Annotated in this window: 17 protein-coding genes; 13 read left to right on the top strand and 4 right to left on the bottom strand. The window is 53.9% G+C overall.

All coding sequences use genetic code 11. From position 1 onward, the window contains the following. The first annotated feature begins 167 nt into the window (after nt 1-167). The 11 genes from mobB to VEB01_RS15585 all read left to right on the top strand — a co-directional run bounded on the left by mobB (nt 168) and on the right by VEB01_RS15585 (nt 10650). Entirely contained in the window at nt 168-707 is a 540-nt protein-coding gene (gene mobB, locus VEB01_RS15635) for a molybdopterin-guanine dinucleotide biosynthesis protein B (protein WP_324877027.1), read from the top strand. After that, nucleotides 694-1938: a molybdopterin molybdotransferase MoeA gene (moeA, locus tag VEB01_RS15630; RefSeq protein WP_324877025.1), complete on the top strand. Its 1245-nt coding sequence runs from the start codon at nt 694-696 to the stop codon at nt 1936-1938. Before mobB ends, moeA begins: the two co-directional genes overlap by 14 nt. A gap of 68 nt (nt 1939-2006) precedes the next feature. Then, nucleotides 2007-3005, top strand: a complete 999-nt coding sequence (galE, locus tag VEB01_RS15625; RefSeq protein ID WP_324877023.1) for a UDP-glucose 4-epimerase GalE — start codon at nt 2007-2009, stop codon at nt 3003-3005. Nucleotides 3006-3018: 13 nt separating this feature from the next. Next, nucleotides 3019-4098 (top strand): 23S rRNA (cytidine(2498)-2'-O)-methyltransferase RlmM, encoded by a 1080-nt coding sequence (rlmM, locus tag VEB01_RS15620; RefSeq protein ID WP_324877022.1) that lies wholly within the window; start codon nt 3019-3021, stop codon nt 4096-4098. A gap of 127 nt (nt 4099-4225) precedes the next feature. Next, nucleotides 4226-4954: a phosphate signaling complex protein PhoU gene (gene phoU / locus VEB01_RS15615; RefSeq protein ID WP_324877021.1), complete on the top strand. Its 729-nt coding sequence runs from the start codon at nt 4226-4228 to the stop codon at nt 4952-4954. A gap of 169 nt (nt 4955-5123) precedes the next feature. Further along, nucleotides 5124-7424, top strand: a complete 2301-nt coding sequence (bamA, locus tag VEB01_RS15610) for an outer membrane protein assembly factor BamA (protein WP_324877019.1) — start codon at nt 5124-5126, stop codon at nt 7422-7424. A gap of 180 nt (nt 7425-7604) precedes the next feature. Then, nucleotides 7605-8114: an OmpH/Skp family outer membrane protein gene (locus VEB01_RS15605; protein WP_324877017.1), complete on the top strand. Its 510-nt coding sequence runs from the start codon at nt 7605-7607 to the stop codon at nt 8112-8114. Nucleotides 8115-8162: 48 nt separating this feature from the next. After that, a complete protein-coding gene (fabZ, locus tag VEB01_RS15600) occupies nt 8163-8603 on the top strand; it encodes a 3-hydroxyacyl-ACP dehydratase FabZ (RefSeq protein WP_475442037.1) in 441 nt (146 codons plus the stop codon). Beyond that, complete coding sequence (lpxA, locus tag VEB01_RS15595; RefSeq protein ID WP_324877013.1) at nt 8600-9370, top strand: acyl-ACP--UDP-N-acetylglucosamine O-acyltransferase; 771 nt, start codon at nt 8600-8602, stop codon at nt 9368-9370. Before fabZ ends, lpxA begins: the two co-directional genes overlap by 4 nt. A gap of 19 nt (nt 9371-9389) precedes the next feature. Beyond that, nucleotides 9390-9980 carry a ribonuclease HII gene (gene rnhB / locus VEB01_RS15590; RefSeq protein ID WP_324877012.1) on the top strand — a complete coding sequence of 197 codons (591 nt, stop codon included), beginning with the start codon at nt 9390-9392 and terminating at the stop codon, nt 9978-9980. Continuing rightward, nucleotides 9967-10650 (top strand): MOSC domain-containing protein, encoded by a 684-nt coding sequence (locus tag VEB01_RS15585; RefSeq protein WP_324877010.1) that lies wholly within the window; start codon nt 9967-9969, stop codon nt 10648-10650. The genes rnhB and VEB01_RS15585 overlap by 14 nt, the downstream gene beginning before the upstream one ends. 7 nt (nt 10651-10657) lie before the next feature. Here VEB01_RS15585 and VEB01_RS15580 read toward each other — a convergent pair whose 3' ends face one another. Genes VEB01_RS15580 through fabG form a run of 3 tightly spaced genes read right to left on the bottom strand, consistent with a single transcriptional unit; the run spans nt 10658 to nt 13495 of the window. Beyond that, nucleotides 10658-11953, bottom strand: coding sequence for a cation:proton antiporter (locus tag VEB01_RS15580; protein ID WP_324877008.1), 1296 nt, complete (start codon nt 11951-11953; stop codon nt 10658-10660). A 43-nt stretch (nt 11954-11996) separates the two neighbouring features. After that, complete coding sequence (locus VEB01_RS15575) at nt 11997-12779, bottom strand: glycosyltransferase family 2 protein (RefSeq protein ID WP_324877006.1); 783 nt, start codon at nt 12777-12779, stop codon at nt 11997-11999. Continuing rightward, entirely contained in the window at nt 12776-13495 is a 720-nt protein-coding gene (gene fabG / locus VEB01_RS15570) for a 3-oxoacyl-ACP reductase FabG (protein WP_324877005.1), read from the bottom strand. The genes VEB01_RS15575 and fabG overlap by 4 nt, the downstream gene beginning before the upstream one ends. A gap of 483 nt (nt 13496-13978) precedes the next feature. Here fabG and VEB01_RS15565 point away from each other — a divergent pair, with 483 nt between their 5' ends. Next, nucleotides 13979-14713 (top strand): 4'-phosphopantetheinyl transferase family protein, encoded by a 735-nt coding sequence (locus VEB01_RS15565; protein WP_324877003.1) that lies wholly within the window; start codon nt 13979-13981, stop codon nt 14711-14713. Nucleotides 14714-14831: 118 nt separating this feature from the next. Next, nucleotides 14832-15278, top strand: coding sequence for a methyltransferase family protein (locus VEB01_RS15560; protein ID WP_324877002.1), 447 nt, complete (start codon nt 14832-14834; stop codon nt 15276-15278). Between the two features lie 157 nt (nt 15279-15435). Here the strand turns inward: VEB01_RS15560 and hpnH are convergent, their stop codons facing one another. Then, on the bottom strand, nt 15436-16542 hold the full coding sequence (hpnH, locus tag VEB01_RS15555) for an adenosyl-hopene transferase HpnH (RefSeq protein ID WP_324877000.1): 1107 nt from the start codon (nt 16540-16542) through the stop codon (nt 15436-15438). Nucleotides 16543-16875: the final 333 nt, after the last annotated feature.

Raw genomic sequence — 16875 nt, 5'->3', positions numbered from 1 at the left:
GGGGACAACCTTTTCTAGACTGCTTCCTCCAAGAGGACACATCGTCAGCGCAATTAAACTTTGATGTTATTAATGGCTGCACACCCGATAAGCGCTCGGAAAGATCGTCGGGCCACCTTTCATTCTATTTGCAATTCGTCTACCGCTGCTCCAACTGAAACAGCCGAATGCTGAATTTCCGCAATGCGCAGGTGCCGATACTGGGCTTTGCCGCTTTCAGCGGCACCGGTAAAACCACTCTCTTAAAGAAGATTATCCCGCTGCTTCGATTAAACGACCTTAACGTCGGGCTTATCAAGCACAGTCACCACAGCTTCGAGATAGACTATCCCGGCAAGGACAGCTATGAGTTGCGCCAGGCCGGAGCGAGCCCTGTGATGCTGAGTTCGTCGCATCGCCGCGCCATCATCGTGGAACACCGGGTGATCCGAGAACCGACATTGGCCGAGGAATTAGCCTATTTTGACCAGACCGACCTGGATCTGATTTTAGTGGAAGGGTTTAAACGAGAACGCTTTCCGAAAATCGAGTTGCACCGCCCGGCTCTCGGTAAACCGCTTTTGTTTCCCGACGACGAGACCATCATCGCGATCGCGACGGATACTGAACCGGCGGTTACGCCCGGCATACCAAGACTGGACATCAACGATCCGGATCAAATCGCCCGTTTCATTTGCCAGGAATTTCTTCCCCATGCGCGAGCCTGATTGCTGCGCCGAGAAACAGCCGCAGCCCTTGCCCCTGAAAGAGGCGCTGGATCGGATATTCAAGATAATAACGCCGGCGCGGGGGACCGAGCAGCTCCCATTGAAGCAAGCACTGGGCCGCATCTTGGCGGAAGACGTCTATTCAACGATTGACCTGCCCCCGTTTCCCAACTCGGCTATGGATGGTTATGCCGTAAGAACCGGCGATCTCCGGAAAGCATCCAAGCTTCGCGTCATTGGGACCGCCTGGGCCGGCCAGCCTTTCTCGGCCCCGCTCTCGCCGGGAGAATGCGTACGGATTCTTACCGGCGCCGCGCTCCCGGAAAACGCTGATGCCGTGCTCATGCAGGAGCATGCACGCCGCGAAGGAGATCACATTCAAGTCGCCGCGGAACCGAAACCGGGCGAACACATTCGGCCTCGCGGGGAAGAACTGAAAGCCGGAGACCGACTTCTTTCCGAGGGGGAGTATCTCGGGCCCGCCGAAATAGGACTTTTGGCTTCGATCGGTATGCCGGCGGTTTCGGTCCGGCGTAAACTGCGCGTCGCATTTTTCTCCACCGGCGATGAACTCCGCGCCATTACAGAACCGCTTGCTTTCGGCGAAATTCATGACAGCAATCGTTACGTGCTGGATGCTCTGTTAACAGGTTTGGGCATCGAGACTATTGATATGGGCGTGATTCGCGATGACAAGGACGCGATCCGGCGCGCTCTGCTGGAGGCATCGGATCAAGCGGATGCCGTCATCAGCGCAGGGGGCGCTTCGGTGGGCGATGCCGATTTCATCACCGAAGTAACGAGAGAAATCGGTCATATCGACTTCTGGAAAGTCGCGATCAAACCGGGCAAGCCTTTTGCTTTCGGCCGCATCAATTCAAGCTTTTTTTTCGGCTTGCCTGGGAATCCGGTGTCTATGACGGTGACATTTCAGCAGCTAGCTCGCCCAGCCCTGCTACGATTGATGGGCGCACCGATCATTGAGCCTTTGCGTCTCAAAGCTGTTTGCACCAACCGTCTTTATAAGCTGCCGGGGCGACTCGAATTCCAGCGCGGCGTTTATCACTGTACCCCAAACGGCGGTTATACCGTTACCGGCTTGACTTGCCAGGGCGCTTCACAGATGACCTCCCTGAGTTTGGCCAACTGTTTCATTATCCTTCCCACCGAAAATTCCGGAATCGAAGCCGGTCAAACGGTGGAAATAGAACCTTTTCACACTTCATACTGAGCGGTCAGGTTCTAAAAAACGCAATTCGCTATATCAATACGCATTAACCCACCAACGAGGAGCGCTATATGGAAAGAAAAGGGGTTTTAGTCACGGGTGGTGCCGGCTATATCGGCAGCCATGTGGTCAAGCAATTGGGTGAAATGGGAGAACGCCTGGTGGTGCTCGACAATCTCTCCACCGGGTTCGGCGAAGCCGTACTTCACGGGAATTTCATCGAAGGCGATATGGGCGATACCGATTTGGTGGCCCGGATTATGCACGACTATAACGTAGACGCGGTGCTGCACTTCGCCGCCCACACCATCGTTCCGGAGTCCGTGGCCGACCCGCTGAAATACTACGGCAACAATACCTGCAAGACGCGCAATCTGCTGGAATGCGCCCGCAACGCCGGCGTGAAACATTTTATTTTTTCCTCGACGGCCGCCGTATACGGCATCCCCAATGAGCCCTATGCTTCCGAGTCGTCGCCGACCGCGCCGATCAATCCTTACGGCGCATCCAAACTAATGAGCGAATGGATGCTTCGGGATCTCTCCGCTGCAACGGATATGCGGCATGTGATTCTGCGCTATTTCAACGTGGCCGGCTCGGACCCGGAAGGCAAGATCGGCCAGTCGACTCGCAAGGCAACTTTGCTGATCAAAGTCGCGGCAGAGGTGGCCGTCGGCAAACGGGAAAAATTAAGCGTTTTCGGCACCGACTACCCTACCGGAGACGGCACCGGAGTGCGTGATTACATTCATGTCAGCGACCTTGCCGATGCGCATATTCAGGCGTTGAACCACCTCCGCAAGGGAGGCGACTCGGCCACGCTCAATTGCGGCTACGGGCACGGCTACAGTGTCCGTGAGGTTATCAATGCCGTGAACCGGGCAAATGAAAAGCCGATTGCTGTGGAAGAAATGCCGCGGCGGCCCGGTGACCCTCCGCAATTGGTGGCGGCGGTCGGAAAAATCCACGAAGTACTTGACTGGAAACCACGTTACGACGACCTGCCATTCATCGTGAAAACCTCCTTGGATTGGGAGAAGAAACTGCTCGAACACCCCTGGGGCAACTAGAAGCAGTCTGGGATTGAATACCGTAAACACCGACATCCCCGATCGCGTTTTACTCTATTGCCGCGGCGGATTCGAAAAGGAGTGTGCTGCCGAAATCTTGGAGCGAACCAGAGAATTAGGCGTATCCGGCCACGCAAAAGCCAAGCCTGATTGCGGCTTTGTGGTATTCGTGCCCGATAATATCGAGGCACGCTCGCTGCTTGGCCGGTCTCTTCGTTTTGACGATTTGGTCTTTGCACGACAATTGGTTTTCGCCGTCGGACCGATCAACGAGCTTCCCGTAGCCGACCGTACTCAGCCGTTATTGCAGGCGGTCAAGCGGTTGGGAGACCGATTCTCGGACGTATATCTGGAAACGGCGGACACCAACGAGGCAAAATCGCTTTCCACCTTCACACGCAAATTCGCGGCACCGTTCAATCGTGCCCTTAAAGACGGCGGATTGCTCGGCAGCCCCTCGGCTCCCCGTCTGCACCTATTTTTCCTCAGCTCCACGGCAGCCTATGTGGGGATGTCGATGCCCGGCAATTCATGTCCCTGGGTCATGGGCATTCCCCGCCTGAGATTTCCCCGTGGCGCACCGAGCCGATCCACGCTCAAGCTGGAGGAGGCCTTCCTGACGTTCCTCGACGATCAGCAAAAGAGCCTCAGCCCCGGCATGACGGCAGTCGATCTCGGGGCGGCTCCGGGAGGCTGGACCTGGCAGCTGACCAAACGGCACATCAAAGTCACCGCCGTCGACAACGGCAAACTCGACCCCGCCTTGCTGGACACGGGCCTGGTGGAACACCTGCGGATGGATGCATTTCGTTATCGCCCCCCCAAACCCGTCGATTGGCTGGTCTGCGACGTGGTGGAGCAACCGGCTCGAATCGCCGCCCTGATCGGCGAGTGGATAGCGCTGGGTTTATGCCGGAGGGCGATCTTCAATTTGAAGCTGCCGATGAATAAACGTTACGAAGAAGTCAAACGCTGTCGTGGAATCATTGAAGAGCAAATAGGAAAAACGGCTACGGATTATTTGCTTGCGTTCAAACAGCTTTACCACGACCGCGCTGAAGTTACCGCCTATATTTCGCGGCGAGCCACATGAAGACTTGGCCTTATCCGCCGCCGGCATCAGCTTGGAATGGCTTGAACTTTCATGCGCCCGGATGAGTTGATAGAATGCCAAGCCGAGGCGAACCACTAAAGTCAATAACCCCCGATCACGCAGCACGATGACTAATTTCTTCGACACCGAAAATTTGCATCAGCACATTTCCAAGCAGTATGACAACGAACTGCTGGACATCCGCAATCGGGTGCTCACCCTAGGCGGACTGGTCGAGGAACAAATCGAGTCGGCTGTGACGGCTTTGGTCAATAACGATGTGGAACTGGCCGAACGCGTGATTGCCGACGACTATAAAGTCAACTCCTTGGAAGTTTCCATCGACGAGGAGTGCACTCAAATCATCGCCCTGCGCCAGCCCACCGCCCGCGACTTGCGGTTAGTGGTAGCGGTCATCAAAACCATTACCGATCTGGAGCGAATCGGCGACGAAGCGAAGCGTATTGCCCGACTGTCTATCGATCTTGCGGGTCATTATCCGAAGAAAAATCAGCTAACCGAAGTCGAACAGCTGGCAAAACATGTGCGCGGATTACTTCGGGAAGCTTTGGATTCTTTCGCACGCATGGATGTGGATGAAGCCTTGCGCGTCGTCCAGGAAGACAGGATGGTGGATCGGGAGTACGAAAGCATTATGCGCCAGCAGATTACGTATATGATGGAAGATCCCCGAGCCATCCCGGTATCGCTCGATATTATGTGGTCGGCCCGCTCGCTGGAACGCATCGGCGACCGCTCCTGTAACATCTGCGAATACGTCATTTATTACGCCAAAGGTAAAAATATCCGGCACATCAGTATTGAGCAGGTGGAGAAGGACTTGCGGGAAGCTTGATACTATTGTGTTAGGCTTCACCAGGTTCTGGATCCCTCCCGCCACCAAAGTTGAACTCTCCAGGATTGTCATGGGACTGAGCCGTGTAAGCGCGTGATGCGCTATATTCCCAGACTCCCTCAAGCTGTTAATACTAACGACCCCTGCAATCCCTAGACTGCCCTAATCCATGAACCGCTACAAACTAGCGAAACTGCTGCTGTTAGGGATTTTCTGCACCTTCTCGGCCTGGGGACTTGAGCCGTTCGTTATCGAAGACATTCGTGTCGAAGGCTTACAGAGAGTTTCGACCGGTACTGTTTTTAACTATCTTCCGGTCAAAACCGGCGATCTTTTCGACCAACGACAGTCGGCGGAATCCATCAAAGCCTTGTTCAAGACGGGCTTCTTCAAGGACGTTCGACTGGAACAGGACGGTAATGTCTTGGTCATTATCGTCGAAGAGCGTCCTTCCATAGCCAGCGTTAAGATCGAGGGCAACAAGGACATCAGCACGGAAGATCTTACGAAGGCCTTAAAAGGCGTAGGGCTTTCCGAAGGTAAAGTATTCGATCGCCAAATCCTCGACAAGGTAGAGCAAGAACTCAGGCGGCAGTATTACAGCCGCGGAAAGTACGGACTGAAAATCGATTCGGAGGTGACCGACCTCCCGCGCAATCGAGTAACGGTGAACATCAAAATTTCCGAAGGCAAGGTAGCCAAGATCAAACAGATCAATATCGTCGGAAACAATACCTTTAGTGATGACGATCTTTTGGATGAATTCGAGCTCAGTACGCCGAATCTGCTCTCGTTCTACACCAAAAACGATCAATACTCGAAGCAAAAACTCTCCGCCGATCTGGAGCGGCTGCGATCGTTTTATTTGGATCGGGGATATATCAATTTCGAGATTGAATCCACCCAGGTTTCCATAACGCCTGATAAGAAAGAGATCTATATCACCATCAACGTCAAGGAAGGCGACGTCTATACTGTCAACGAAGTAAAACTGACAGGCAAACTCATCGTGCCGCCCGACCAATTGACGCCGCTAGTCAAGATTGGCCCCAGCGATACGTTCTCACGCAAGCTAGCCACGGAAACCTCCAAAGCAATCTCGGATCGTCTGGGCGATGAGGGGTATATTTTCGCGAACGTCAATATGGTGCCCGACATCAATGAGGCGCAAAAAGCGGTTTCAATCGCCTTTTTCGTCGATCCCGGCAAACAGGTTTATGTTCGCCGCATCAATTTCCATGGCAACACCAAGACGCGGGATGAAGTGCTGCGGCGTGAGATGCGGCAAATGGAGGCGGCATGGGCCTCCACCGGCAAGATCGAGCGTTCTAAAACCCGATTGGAGCGGTTGGGCTATTTTCAGGAAGTCAACGTCGAAACCCCGGCCGTCGCCGGAACCACCGACCAAATCGACGTCAATTACAACGTGGTGGAAAAACCGTCCGGAAACCTGATGGCGGGTGTCGGCTTTTCTCAGGCGCAAGGTATCATCTTCAACGCCAGCGTTACTCAGGACAATGTTTTCGGCACCGGCAAAAGAATCAACCTGACGTTCAACAACAGCAGCGTCAATACGATTTATCGACTCGGTTATTTCAATCCATACACGACACTGAATGGAATCAGCAGCGGTTTCGACATCAGCTATAGAAATACCGATGCGGCGCAAATGAACGTAGCTCGTTATAACACTGACGTCGCCGCCGCCGGCGCCAATCTCGGTATCCCGCTGAATGAATTCGACAGTCTACGTTTCAATTTGGATCTCGAGCACACAAAACTCGACGCCACCACCAGGTCGTCGCAAGAGATTCTCGACTTCCTCGACGACAATGGCGATACCTACAACACCTTAACGCTAGCGGTCGGCTGGGCCCACGACACCTTGAACCGAGCCATCTTTCCAACGCAGGGCGGAGCCCAGCGGCTTTCCTTGTTGGGCGCTATCCCTATCAGCGACCTTAATTACTACAAGGCCAGCTATAAGCTTCAACACTATTTCCCGATAGCGAAAGATCTTACGTTCATGCTGGAGGGTGAAATTGCATACGGCGACGGCTATGGAGATACCGGGAACCTGCCGTTTTTCGAAAATTACTTCGCGGGCGGCCCGCAGTCTGTGAGGGGCTTTCAACCCAATACGTTGGGGCCACGCACCAGGCCAAACAATCAAGGACTCGGCGGAAACGACCCCTTCGGCGGATCGAGCAAATTGATCGGCACCGCCGAACTATTCTTCCCGGTGCCCTTTATGCAAGACAGCAAAAACCTTCGCCTGGGTACCTTTGTCGATGCGGGCAACGTTTTTGACGGCACCTATGATTTGGGAGAAATCCGCTATTCCGCCGGATTGTCCGCCAAGTGGCTGTCGCCTTTCGGCGCTCTGGCTTTCAGCGTCGCGCAACCGATAAACGCCAGCGGCCGAGACGAGGTTCAAAACTTTCAATTTTCGTTCGGCTCCGGGTTTTAATCCTCTAGCTGTAGCATGAGATGACGCGGAGAGTCGCTGGGCATTAAACAGTTCTTGTATAATCGACAATAGAAATCCTGGATTCGACAACACCCGTATCCGGAAAAACGATTAGAAACTCAGTATTTCTGCCATCAACAACCTTTCCATTAACCGAATTTTCGAAGTGAGACTTAGAACATGTTGAAAAAAAGCATTGGTTTTGCGCTGCTTGGCTTATTGGCGAGCATGAGCCTTGAAGCCGCCGACCTCAAAATTGGATTCGTCAATGTAGCCCGGTTATTGGAAAAGGCACCCCAGGCTGAGAAGGCAAAAAAGGAACTGGAGCGGGAATTTGCACCGCGTGATAAAAAGCTGGTCGCCGAACAGAAAGAAATCAAATCGATGGAAGAAAAGCTCGCCAAAGATGCCGCGGTAATGAGCGATTCTGAACGACAGAAAATCGATAAGGAGATCATCAGCCGCAAACGTGAAGCCAAACGCTTGCAGGACGAATTTCGAGAAGATTTCAATCTCCGCCGCAACGAAGAGCTGACTCAATTGCAGAAGGAAATTTTCGAAGCCATTCAGTCCCTGGCCAAGGATGAAAACTTCGATCTTCTTTTGACTGACGGGGTAGTATTCGCCAGCGACTCGATCGACGTGACCGGGAAGGTCGAGAAAAAACTCGAAGACAGCTTTAAGCGCTAATACCGCTGAGCCATGACCTCATCCATTCCCGAAAAAGGAAAAGCGCCTTTGGATATTCAAAAAATAAAGGAGTATCTACCTCATCGATATCCTTTTCTCCTCGTGGATCGAGTTCTTGAAGTAGATCCCGGTAAGCGGCTCTTAGCCTTCAAGAACGTGACCTATAACGAACCGTTCTTCACGGGACATTTCCCGGAGTTGCCAATCATGCCCGGGGTTCTGATTATTGAAGCACTAGCCCAAACAACCGGCTTGCTCGCATCGGAAACAGCGCCGGATGTTTTGGGAAAAGGCATGGTTTACTATCTCGTTGGCCTGGATAAAGTGCGTTTTAAGCGCCCGGTCGTTCCGGGCGACCGCCTGATGCTGGAAGCAGCCTATCTGCGTCACAAGCGGAATATCTGGGCGTTTTCCTGTCGTGCGGAAGTCGACGGGGAATTCGTAGCCAGTGCGGAAATTATGTGTGCGGCGGCGGAGCAGGAGTCTTGATTCATCCCACGGCTATTATCGATCCTTCCTGTGAGTTAGCGAACGACGTCAGCGTAGGAGCCTACGCCATCATCGGACCCGATGTCCGAATCGACTCCGGCACTAGTATCGGTCCTCACGCGGTGATTAAAGGACCGGCCCGAATCGGGAAACACAACCGGATTTTCCAGTTCGCTTCTGTGGGAGAAGACCCACAAGATAAAAAGTACCGCGGTGAAGTCACCTATCTCGATATCGGTGATCGCAACATCATCCGCGAGTATGTAACGATTCACCGCGGCACTGCTCAAGATCAAGGAATTACCCGCATCGGCAATGATAATTTGCTGATGGCTTATACTCATGTCGCTCATGATTGCGCAATAGGCAACCATGTCATCATGGCCAATGCCGCCTCGCTCGCCGGCCATGTGCGCGTGGACGACCACGCTATATTGGGCGGCTTCTCGCTCGTACACCAGTTTTGCAAAATCGGCCTGCACAGCTTTTCTGCCATGGGCAGCGTCATCACCCGCGACATCCTGCCCTATGTCATGGTCGGAGGCAGCCCCACCAAGCCGCACGGCATCAATACGGTTGGCTTGGAGAGACAGAGCTTTAGCCCGGAGTCGATCCGGCAAATTCGGAAAGCCTATAAAATCGTGTACAAATCCCGGCTAAAGCTCGAAGAAGCGATCCAGCACCTTGACGAAATGACCGCCGAGACGCCTGAAATCCAAAGAATGGTGGACTTCCTCAAGCAGACTGGTCGGAGCATTATCCGCTGACAGACAGCGGATAGGTTTTTTGGAATCGAACCCAGTGGCGCTGATTGCCGGTTGCGATGAAGTGGGCCGTGGATGCATTGCCGGACCGGTGGTTGCGGCGGTGGTGATCGTTGAAGACTGCTTTTATATCGACGGACTGGCTGATTCGAAAAAGCTGACGCCGAAACGCCGCGAAGAATTGGCCGTGGCGATCAAGACCAGAGCTTTCGCTTGGGCGGTAGGCCGAGCCGAGGCGAGTGAAATCGATCGCATCAACATCCTGCAGGCATCACTGTTAGCTATGTGCCGCGCCTTTACCGCACTACCGACAAAACCGGATCGGGTTTTGGTAGACGGTAACCGCTACCCGGAACTCCCCTGCCCCGGCGAAGCCATTGTCGGCGGAGACGCAACCGTACCGGCGATCTCAGCCGCATCGATACTAGCCAAAGTATTCCGGGACTGGGAGATGAACATCCTCGACAACCTGTATCCCGGCTACGACTTCGCCCTCCACAAAGGCTATCCCACAAGCATTCATACATCGCGTTTACGCCAATTGGGACCGAGTCCGGGCCACAGACGATCTTTTGGACCGGTTAGACGCGCAATCAACCTTGGATCAGATTAGAATCAGTCCAACTTTCAGCGAGGTGTCGATGGAACTCTTGGCTATTAGCTTGGCCGAGCCGAAACAGGTCGAATATGACGACCGCTGGATTTCCACGGGCATTTACAAGGAGCCGGTCGAGGGACCGGTCAAGGTCAGCGCCTTCGGCCTTGAAGGCGACGTACAAATCGATTTAAAAAATCATGGCGGCAAGGACAAAGCCATTTATGTTTACACGGCGGAAAACTATCGTTTTTGGGAACGGGAATTGGAAAAAACGTCCCTGCCCTTTGGACAATTCGGCGAAAACTTCACCGTCACCAGAATGCCTGATGAGACCGTTCACATCGGCGACATCTTTCAAGTCGGCAAGATCGTAGTGCAAGTCACTCAGCCGCGCGTTCCCTGCTTCAAACTGGGAATCAAGATGGGCGATCCCTCGTTTGTAAATGTCTTTCTGCACTCGGGGCGGACCGGATTTTATTTTCGCGTATTGGAAGAAGGCGAGGTGCATAACGGCGATACGATTACCCTTCTTCACGAAGACGAGGAACGATTGAATATCCGGGATGCAATGCTGGCCATCATAAAAGGTCCCCGCCAGCAAGAGATTATTGAAAAAGCCCTTCGAATCAAAGCGCTGTCACAAGCCTGGCAAGAGAGTTTGGAGAAACGCCGCCTGCGGTCATAAACCCGGGTTATGCATCCCGTCCCGCCGGGATCGCGTGTCCCATGGACGGCAGCCATGCACGAAGCCCCGGTGCCGTCATGATGGTGCTGGCGATCGCCATGAGCACCAGCATGGTGAAGACTTGGGAGGGAATCACGCCCAGATCGAACCCCAAGTTCACGACAACCAACTCCATCAGCGCCCTCGTGTTCATCATAATGGCGATGTTCCGCGCTTCCGGCCTCTTTAAGCCGGATAGCCGCGCCGCAATGTAGCAGCCGCCGAACTTACCCATAACGGCCAGAGAAACAAGCCCCGCGCACCAGAACCAGAGTTCCGCAGTTTCCAATCCTCCCACATCGGTACGTAGGCCGGTATAGGTGAAAAAAATCGGCAGGAAAAACACTGTCACCAAATCCGCCACCTTGTGCTTCCATGCCTCCACGAGCCCATGCTGATCGTGCAGCAGCACACCCATCATGAACCCGCCAAAGATGGCAAAAATCCCGAGCTTGCTGGTCAACATGGCCGAGGTGAACACGATAACCAGAAGAATGGCCATAAGGTCCTGCGGCAACGCCTGACCGTCGAAATCAAAACGGCGCACCAACAATCGCAGTACTTGCCGCACCACGTACCAGCACACAATCACGTACAGCAACAGCGAGGCCACCTGCATCAACATGCCGGCGACGGAGAAGTGAGCGGTGACCACTGCGGAAATGAACGCCAGCAAAGTCCAACCGACCGCGTCATTGATGGCAGCCGACGAAATGGTGATCACCCCAATCCGGGTCCGCGTCAGGTCGAACTCCATCATGATGCGCCCTAAGATCGGCACCGCCGTAATCGAAAACGCGGTGGCCATAAACAAAGCATACCCCGACACAGGAATGCCGGAGGCCAGATGGGGCGCAGAGCCGTAGCCGAACGCCAGCCCAAGCACGAACGGCACCACAATGCCCATCACGCTGATCAGACTGACCGCACGCTTGTTCTCTCGGGATTTGAGGTGGGAAAAGTCGAATTCCAGGCCGATCTGAAACATCAGCATGATCAGCCCGATCTGACTCATAATGCTGATCGGCAGCGTATCGGTAGCCCGGAATATCAATCGAAAAGTCTCCGGTGCGAGCACGCCGAATAGCGAGGGCCCCAGCAAGAGCCCCGCGACGATCTCGCCCACTGCCCGCGGTTGGCCGACTCGCCTGGCTAGATAGCCCGCCACTCGCGCCGCGATGATGATAACGGTGACTTGTACGAGGGTAAAAAACAGTACGTGCTCGGTCGTTTGAACGGTGCCCTGAACCAAATTAGCCGTCATTATTGTATGTTCCGTTTCCGGTTACGCTTATTGGCGGGCCAGGCTACTCGTAATTGAACGGACGCATGGTCAAGCTGCGCCAAAGCCCTTTTGGATACAGGCCGCTCGTGATCAGCTTCCACGCAACCATGCGCGTAATCCTAACGATATCCGTTACCGGGCGAAAATGGCTGGGGCGCGCGTTGTCGCGATAAACGGCGCTTACCCGCGCCGGTAACGCATAAAAACCCATGCGAGCCGCTTCGATCAGAATTTCGCTTTCAAAAACGAAACTTCTATCCCGGCTATAGGACAATGTCACCGAGCGGATCAATTCCGCGGGATAAACCCGGAATCCCGATTGGCTATCCTCGATCGGTTGGCCCGAAGCCCAGGCGATCCAAAAATTGGCGAAGCGGTTGGCGCGATAACGGGCCGGAGGTATAGCGGCCTTATTCCACAGCCTGGAACCGATCACGACATGGCGCGGGAAGCGGTGCGCCGCCCGAAGCAGTTTAGGAATTTCGAGCGGGTCGTGCTGGCCGTCGCCGTCCATCGTCATCACGGCGACAACATCATCCTCCCGCAATGCGTGCTGTAAACCACGCCAAAGGCTAGCCGCCTTGCCCTGATTCGTCTCATTCCGGAGCAACTCGATGCCGAGTCCCTCCAGGGCCGACGAAGTCCCGTCCGTCGAGCCGTCATCCACTACGATGACGCGGGGCACAAATTGAAGCGCCGCGGTCACGACTTCCCGAATCGTTGCCGCTTCGTTGAAAGCCGGAATCACCAAGGCATAAGCACCGAATCCCTCAAGCTCATGGCTCGCCGCTCGATCTCGAATCATGCCATGCCACCGTTGACAGACAATACCTGCCCCGTAATGTAGGACGCCTTATCGGAGGCCAAAAAACCAACCAAATGCGCCACCTCTTCAGGCGTGCCGGAACGCTTCATAGGCACCAGCTGTTTGATCAGTTCGGAATTGAACGCTTCTGAAATCATAGGGCTTTCAATGATTCCCGGTGCAACCACGTTCACCGAGATTCCGCGGGATGCGACTTCGAGAGCAAGCGACTTGGAGGCACCGATCAATCCGGCCTTCGCCGCCGCGTAATTGGCTTGCCCGCGGTTCCCAATAAGTGCGGCCACCGACGACACGTTAATAATGCGGCCCCATCGGGTTCGGATCATGGGCAGGAGCAACGGCTGAGTAACGTTATAGAAACCGGTCAACGAAACCTCCACGACGCGCCGCCATTGCTCCCGGCGCATGCCGGCCAGCGGCGCATCGTCATGGATGCCGGCATTATTCACCAACACCTGGATCGGGCCGACTTCCAAGAGCGCCTCCAGAACCTGTGCGGTGGAATCGCCATCGGCCACGTCGAAGAACACGGCCTCCGCCGATCCACCTCGCGCCCGAATGTCTTCGACCACGACGCGCGCACCATTCGGATTTCCGTGCCCGTGCACGATTGCATGCAAACCGTCATTGGCCAATTGCCGTGCAATTGCCCCGCCAATGGCTCCACTGCCACCGGTTATTAATGCTCGCCTCATCAGTACAGCCACCTTAAAGCAAAGGCACAACCTAACCGAGACTGTCGTCGGCGCTGATTCATCTTCTTTTCATGAAAATATCGAGAACTTGGTGAGGCTGTTAGCCGCAAATCCGCTATTATCGGATTTTTCAGGAGGATAATTCGGTCTTGTTTTCATTATCGAGGGAAAGGCAGGATGTCGAATGAAATTATCCGTAATGTCTGAGTACCCGATCCGCTTGCTGTCCGTCCCGACCTTTATCGATGCTTTACTTTAAAATTTTCGGATCAATGGGATTGCAGGCTTCTAACCAATGCGTTCGAGACGAGGAGCGAATTTTAAGGTTTTCCCCGCCATGAAAGCCACCCCGAATCTCAAAGCACCTGAGATAGAAAGAGAATCCTCCGTCATGCCGGGTACAAGCTCGAAACGGTTGGGGAAGAGAAACTCCTGCCATTGCCTAACCCGTAACGCCGCTTTGCCCAACGGAGATTGCACATAATGAACTCCCGGTCCGATACCGTTGCGCACCCTACAAGCACTGAAATCCACGTTTGGCACTTGAATCTCGCCGTTACGCCTCGTGATTGCGATGCCTTCTGGAGGGTACTCAATCCGACCGAGCGTGATCGCTGTTCGCAGTTCCGCTCCGACATTCACCAGCGGCGATTTATTGTCACCCAAGGCGCGTTGCGGTGCTTGCTAGCTCGTTATTTGGACATTGCCCCGTATGCCATCCAATTCGAGCGTAACGAACACGGCAAACCGCGGCTGGCCGGAACAGAACCCGACAAGGGATTGGTCTTCAACGTTTCCCACTCGGGAGACCGGGCTCTCTTTGCCGTCGGCCTGGACCTGGCGCTTGGCGTCGATCTTGAGATCAGGCGCCCGCTTACGCGCGTGGAAGGTCTGGTGGAGCGCTGTTTTGCCCCTTCGGAGCGCGATTATTGGCACTCGCTGCCAGCATCTCGTCGCTTGGCGGCATTTTTTGACGTTTGGACTCGCAAAGAAGCGTTTATCAAGGCAGTGGGGCGGGGTTTAGGACTCGGTCTCACCCGATGCGTTCTGGCTTCCGGCGAAATTCCGCGCTGGAAGGCGATTCCGGGGTCTTGCGGTGATCCCGATGAATGGTCGCTCCGAAATTTAGATCTTGGTGAAAATATCAGCGCCGCTCTCTGTGCGCGGTCATCGGACATCCATTGGCAATTAAGCGATCTTAATAATTTTTTGCAGTGAGATACTCGGGGTTGGCGCCCCAGCGCTAGAAACATCTCAAAACAACGACAGACTTTTCAGGCAATCGCTACCTAACGTATCATCGCCCTGCCAATCAACCCTGTCCGGCTATTCGATAATGCAGCACATAATTCGCTTTCCGCCTCCTATCATCGCCTTAGCACTTGTTGGCCTAAGTTTCGGACTAGATCAATTGGCCCCGGATATTCCTCACCTCAAAGCACCACACCTGGGAATCATACTTATCGCCGTGGGCTTTGCCACAAGCGCTTCGGCGCTGTTTCAGTTCCGGCTTCTCCGAACCACCTTCGTACCTACCGGCGATCCCACTGCGCTAGTCATGGAAGGCCCTTATTGCTGGACCCGCAATCCCATGTATTTAGGAATACTCACAGCCTTGGCCGGATTCGCCTTTTTTGTCGGCTCAGCATCGCTATTCATCGCCCCGATCGGCTTCTTTTTCGTGATCGATCGCCTTTTTCTTCCTTACGAAGAAACCAAGCTGAGCGGCCTGTTTGCTGAGAGCTATCTGGAATATCAACGTCGAGTGCCCCGCTGGCTATAAGCAATTAGTCTCACCACACGAAACGAAGAATGCTTCCCGCACTCGCGGCGCAACGCGCGTCGTGCGAATTAGCCAAGGAAGGTAAAACAAATCTGGGAGAAGCAGAACGAAGCCGGCGGCGTTTTGACTCAGGACGCCGCCGGCTTCGAAGTTGGAATCAGTCGGCGGCCTCGATGCGGATGGCTGGTCTTGCCTTAACGCCGACCGATCCGACGTCGTATTCCGGTACCGGCTCGGGTGCCATCGGACCATCTGTACGCGGCCCGAAAAGAGCTACCCAAGCCGCTTTCAAAGGATTTTTCACGGAATCTTCCACCGCGCTCGCTTCGTATCCGCAATGGGCCATGCAATTGGCGCATTTCGGATTCTTGGAGTTGCCGTACTTATGCCAGGGGGTATCTTCCATCAGTGCTTTGAAGGACGGCGCATAACCTTCATCGACCAATAAATAACAGGGCTTTTGCCAGCCGAACACGTTGCGGGTGGGATTACCCCAGGGCGTGCAATTGTAGCTTTGGTTGCCCGCCAAAAAATCCAGGTACAAACTTGAATGATTCAGCTTCCACTTGCGACCGCGGCCCAGCTTGAAGACCTTGCGGAACAATTCCTTACTGTCGCGCATCTTGATGAAGATGTCCTGCAGTGGCGCGTGCTCGTAGCTGAAGCCCGGAGCAATGGTCGTACCCTCGACACCGAGCTTCTTGCAGTAGTCAAGGAATGCCGCAATTTCTTCGGCGTTTTCGCCTTGAAACAAGGTACAGTTGATGGTGACGCGGAACCCCCGTGCGATAGCCATTTCCACAGCTTCGGCGGCCCGATCGAACACGCCTTTTTGACAAACCGAAGCATCGTGGCGCTCACGGTTGCCGTCCAAGTGTATCGAGAAGGTGAGATAGGGGGAGGGCTTGTAATCGTCGATGCGCTTCTTGAGCAGGAGCGCATTCGTACAGAGATAGACGTACTTCTTACGCTGGATCATTCCTTCTACGATCTGTGGCAGTTCCTTGTGCAACAGAGGTTCGCCGCCGGCAATCGAAACAATGGGCGCACCGCACTCATCAACAGCCGCCAAGCATTCGTCGATGCTGAGTCGGCGATTCAAGATCTCATCGGGATAATCGATCTTTCCACAACCGGCACACGCCAAATTGCAGCGGAACAAGGGCTCAAGCATCAACACTAACGGATAACGTTTGTTCGCTTTTAACTTTTGTTGCAAAAGATACTTCGCTACGCTGAGTTGTTGCCGTATTGGAACGCTCATTCACCTTCCCCCAAGTTGACAAGTTCAATTCACTAAAAAATTAGGCTGTATTCTTGTTGACAGCACACAGGACACGTCGCCGACGACTATAAATCATACTGAATTCCTGACCAATACGCTTTGGAATTCGCCAAATCACCCATAACCTCGACAAGCCGGGTAATTCCGATTAGTTCAAGCTTAATTATAATGTAACATCCTAGCCTGTAGTTGTATTTTCCTCAACTAAATTTCGTTAAAATACAACACACCTTGACGATTGGGGCAATACAGCTAGAATCTTCGGTTTTTCCAGCGCACCGTTGCTGCCTTATCTCAAGATGAACTGGCCGG

The organism is Methylocaldum sp., assembly GCF_035627495.1.
Classification (GTDB): domain Bacteria; phylum Pseudomonadota; class Gammaproteobacteria; order Methylococcales; family Methylococcaceae; genus Methylocaldum.
Note: the sequence above shows the minus strand (reverse complement) of the source record. Positions and strands in the feature narration are given on the sequence as shown.

Bases quoted from the DNA above. Each gene is read 5' to 3' on its own strand.
- VEB01_RS15560 (WP_324877002.1), top strand. From the start codon at position 14,832: ATGCAGCACATAATTCGCTTTCCGCCTCCTATCATCGCCTTAGCACTT.
- VEB01_RS15605 (WP_324877017.1), top strand. From the start codon at position 7,605: ATGTTGAAAAAAAGCATTGGTTTTGCGCTGCTTGGCTTATTGGCGAGC.
- VEB01_RS15565 (WP_324877003.1), top strand. From the start codon at position 13,979: ATGAACTCCCGGTCCGATACCGTTGCGCACCCTACAAGCACTGAAATC.
- VEB01_RS15580 (WP_324877008.1), bottom strand. From the start codon at position 11,953: ATGACGGCTAATTTGGTTCAGGGCACCGTTCAAACGACCGAGCACGTA.
- fabG (WP_324877005.1), bottom strand. From the start codon at position 13,495: ATGAGGCGAGCATTAATAACCGGTGGCAGTGGAGCCATTGGCGGGGCA.
- VEB01_RS15575 (WP_324877006.1), bottom strand. From the start codon at position 12,779: ATGATTCGAGATCGAGCGGCGAGCCATGAGCTTGAGGGATTCGGTGCT.
- galE (WP_324877023.1), top strand. From the start codon at position 2,007: ATGGAAAGAAAAGGGGTTTTAGTCACGGGTGGTGCCGGCTATATCGGC.
- mobB (WP_324877027.1), top strand. From the start codon at position 168: ATGCTGAATTTCCGCAATGCGCAGGTGCCGATACTGGGCTTTGCCGCT.
- bamA (WP_324877019.1), top strand. From the start codon at position 5,124: ATGAACCGCTACAAACTAGCGAAACTGCTGCTGTTAGGGATTTTCTGC.
- phoU (WP_324877021.1), top strand. From the start codon at position 4,226: ATGACTAATTTCTTCGACACCGAAAATTTGCATCAGCACATTTCCAAG.
- moeA (WP_324877025.1), top strand. From the start codon at position 694: ATGCGCGAGCCTGATTGCTGCGCCGAGAAACAGCCGCAGCCCTTGCCC.
- hpnH (WP_324877000.1), bottom strand. From the start codon at position 16,542: ATGAGCGTTCCAATACGGCAACAACTCAGCGTAGCGAAGTATCTTTTG.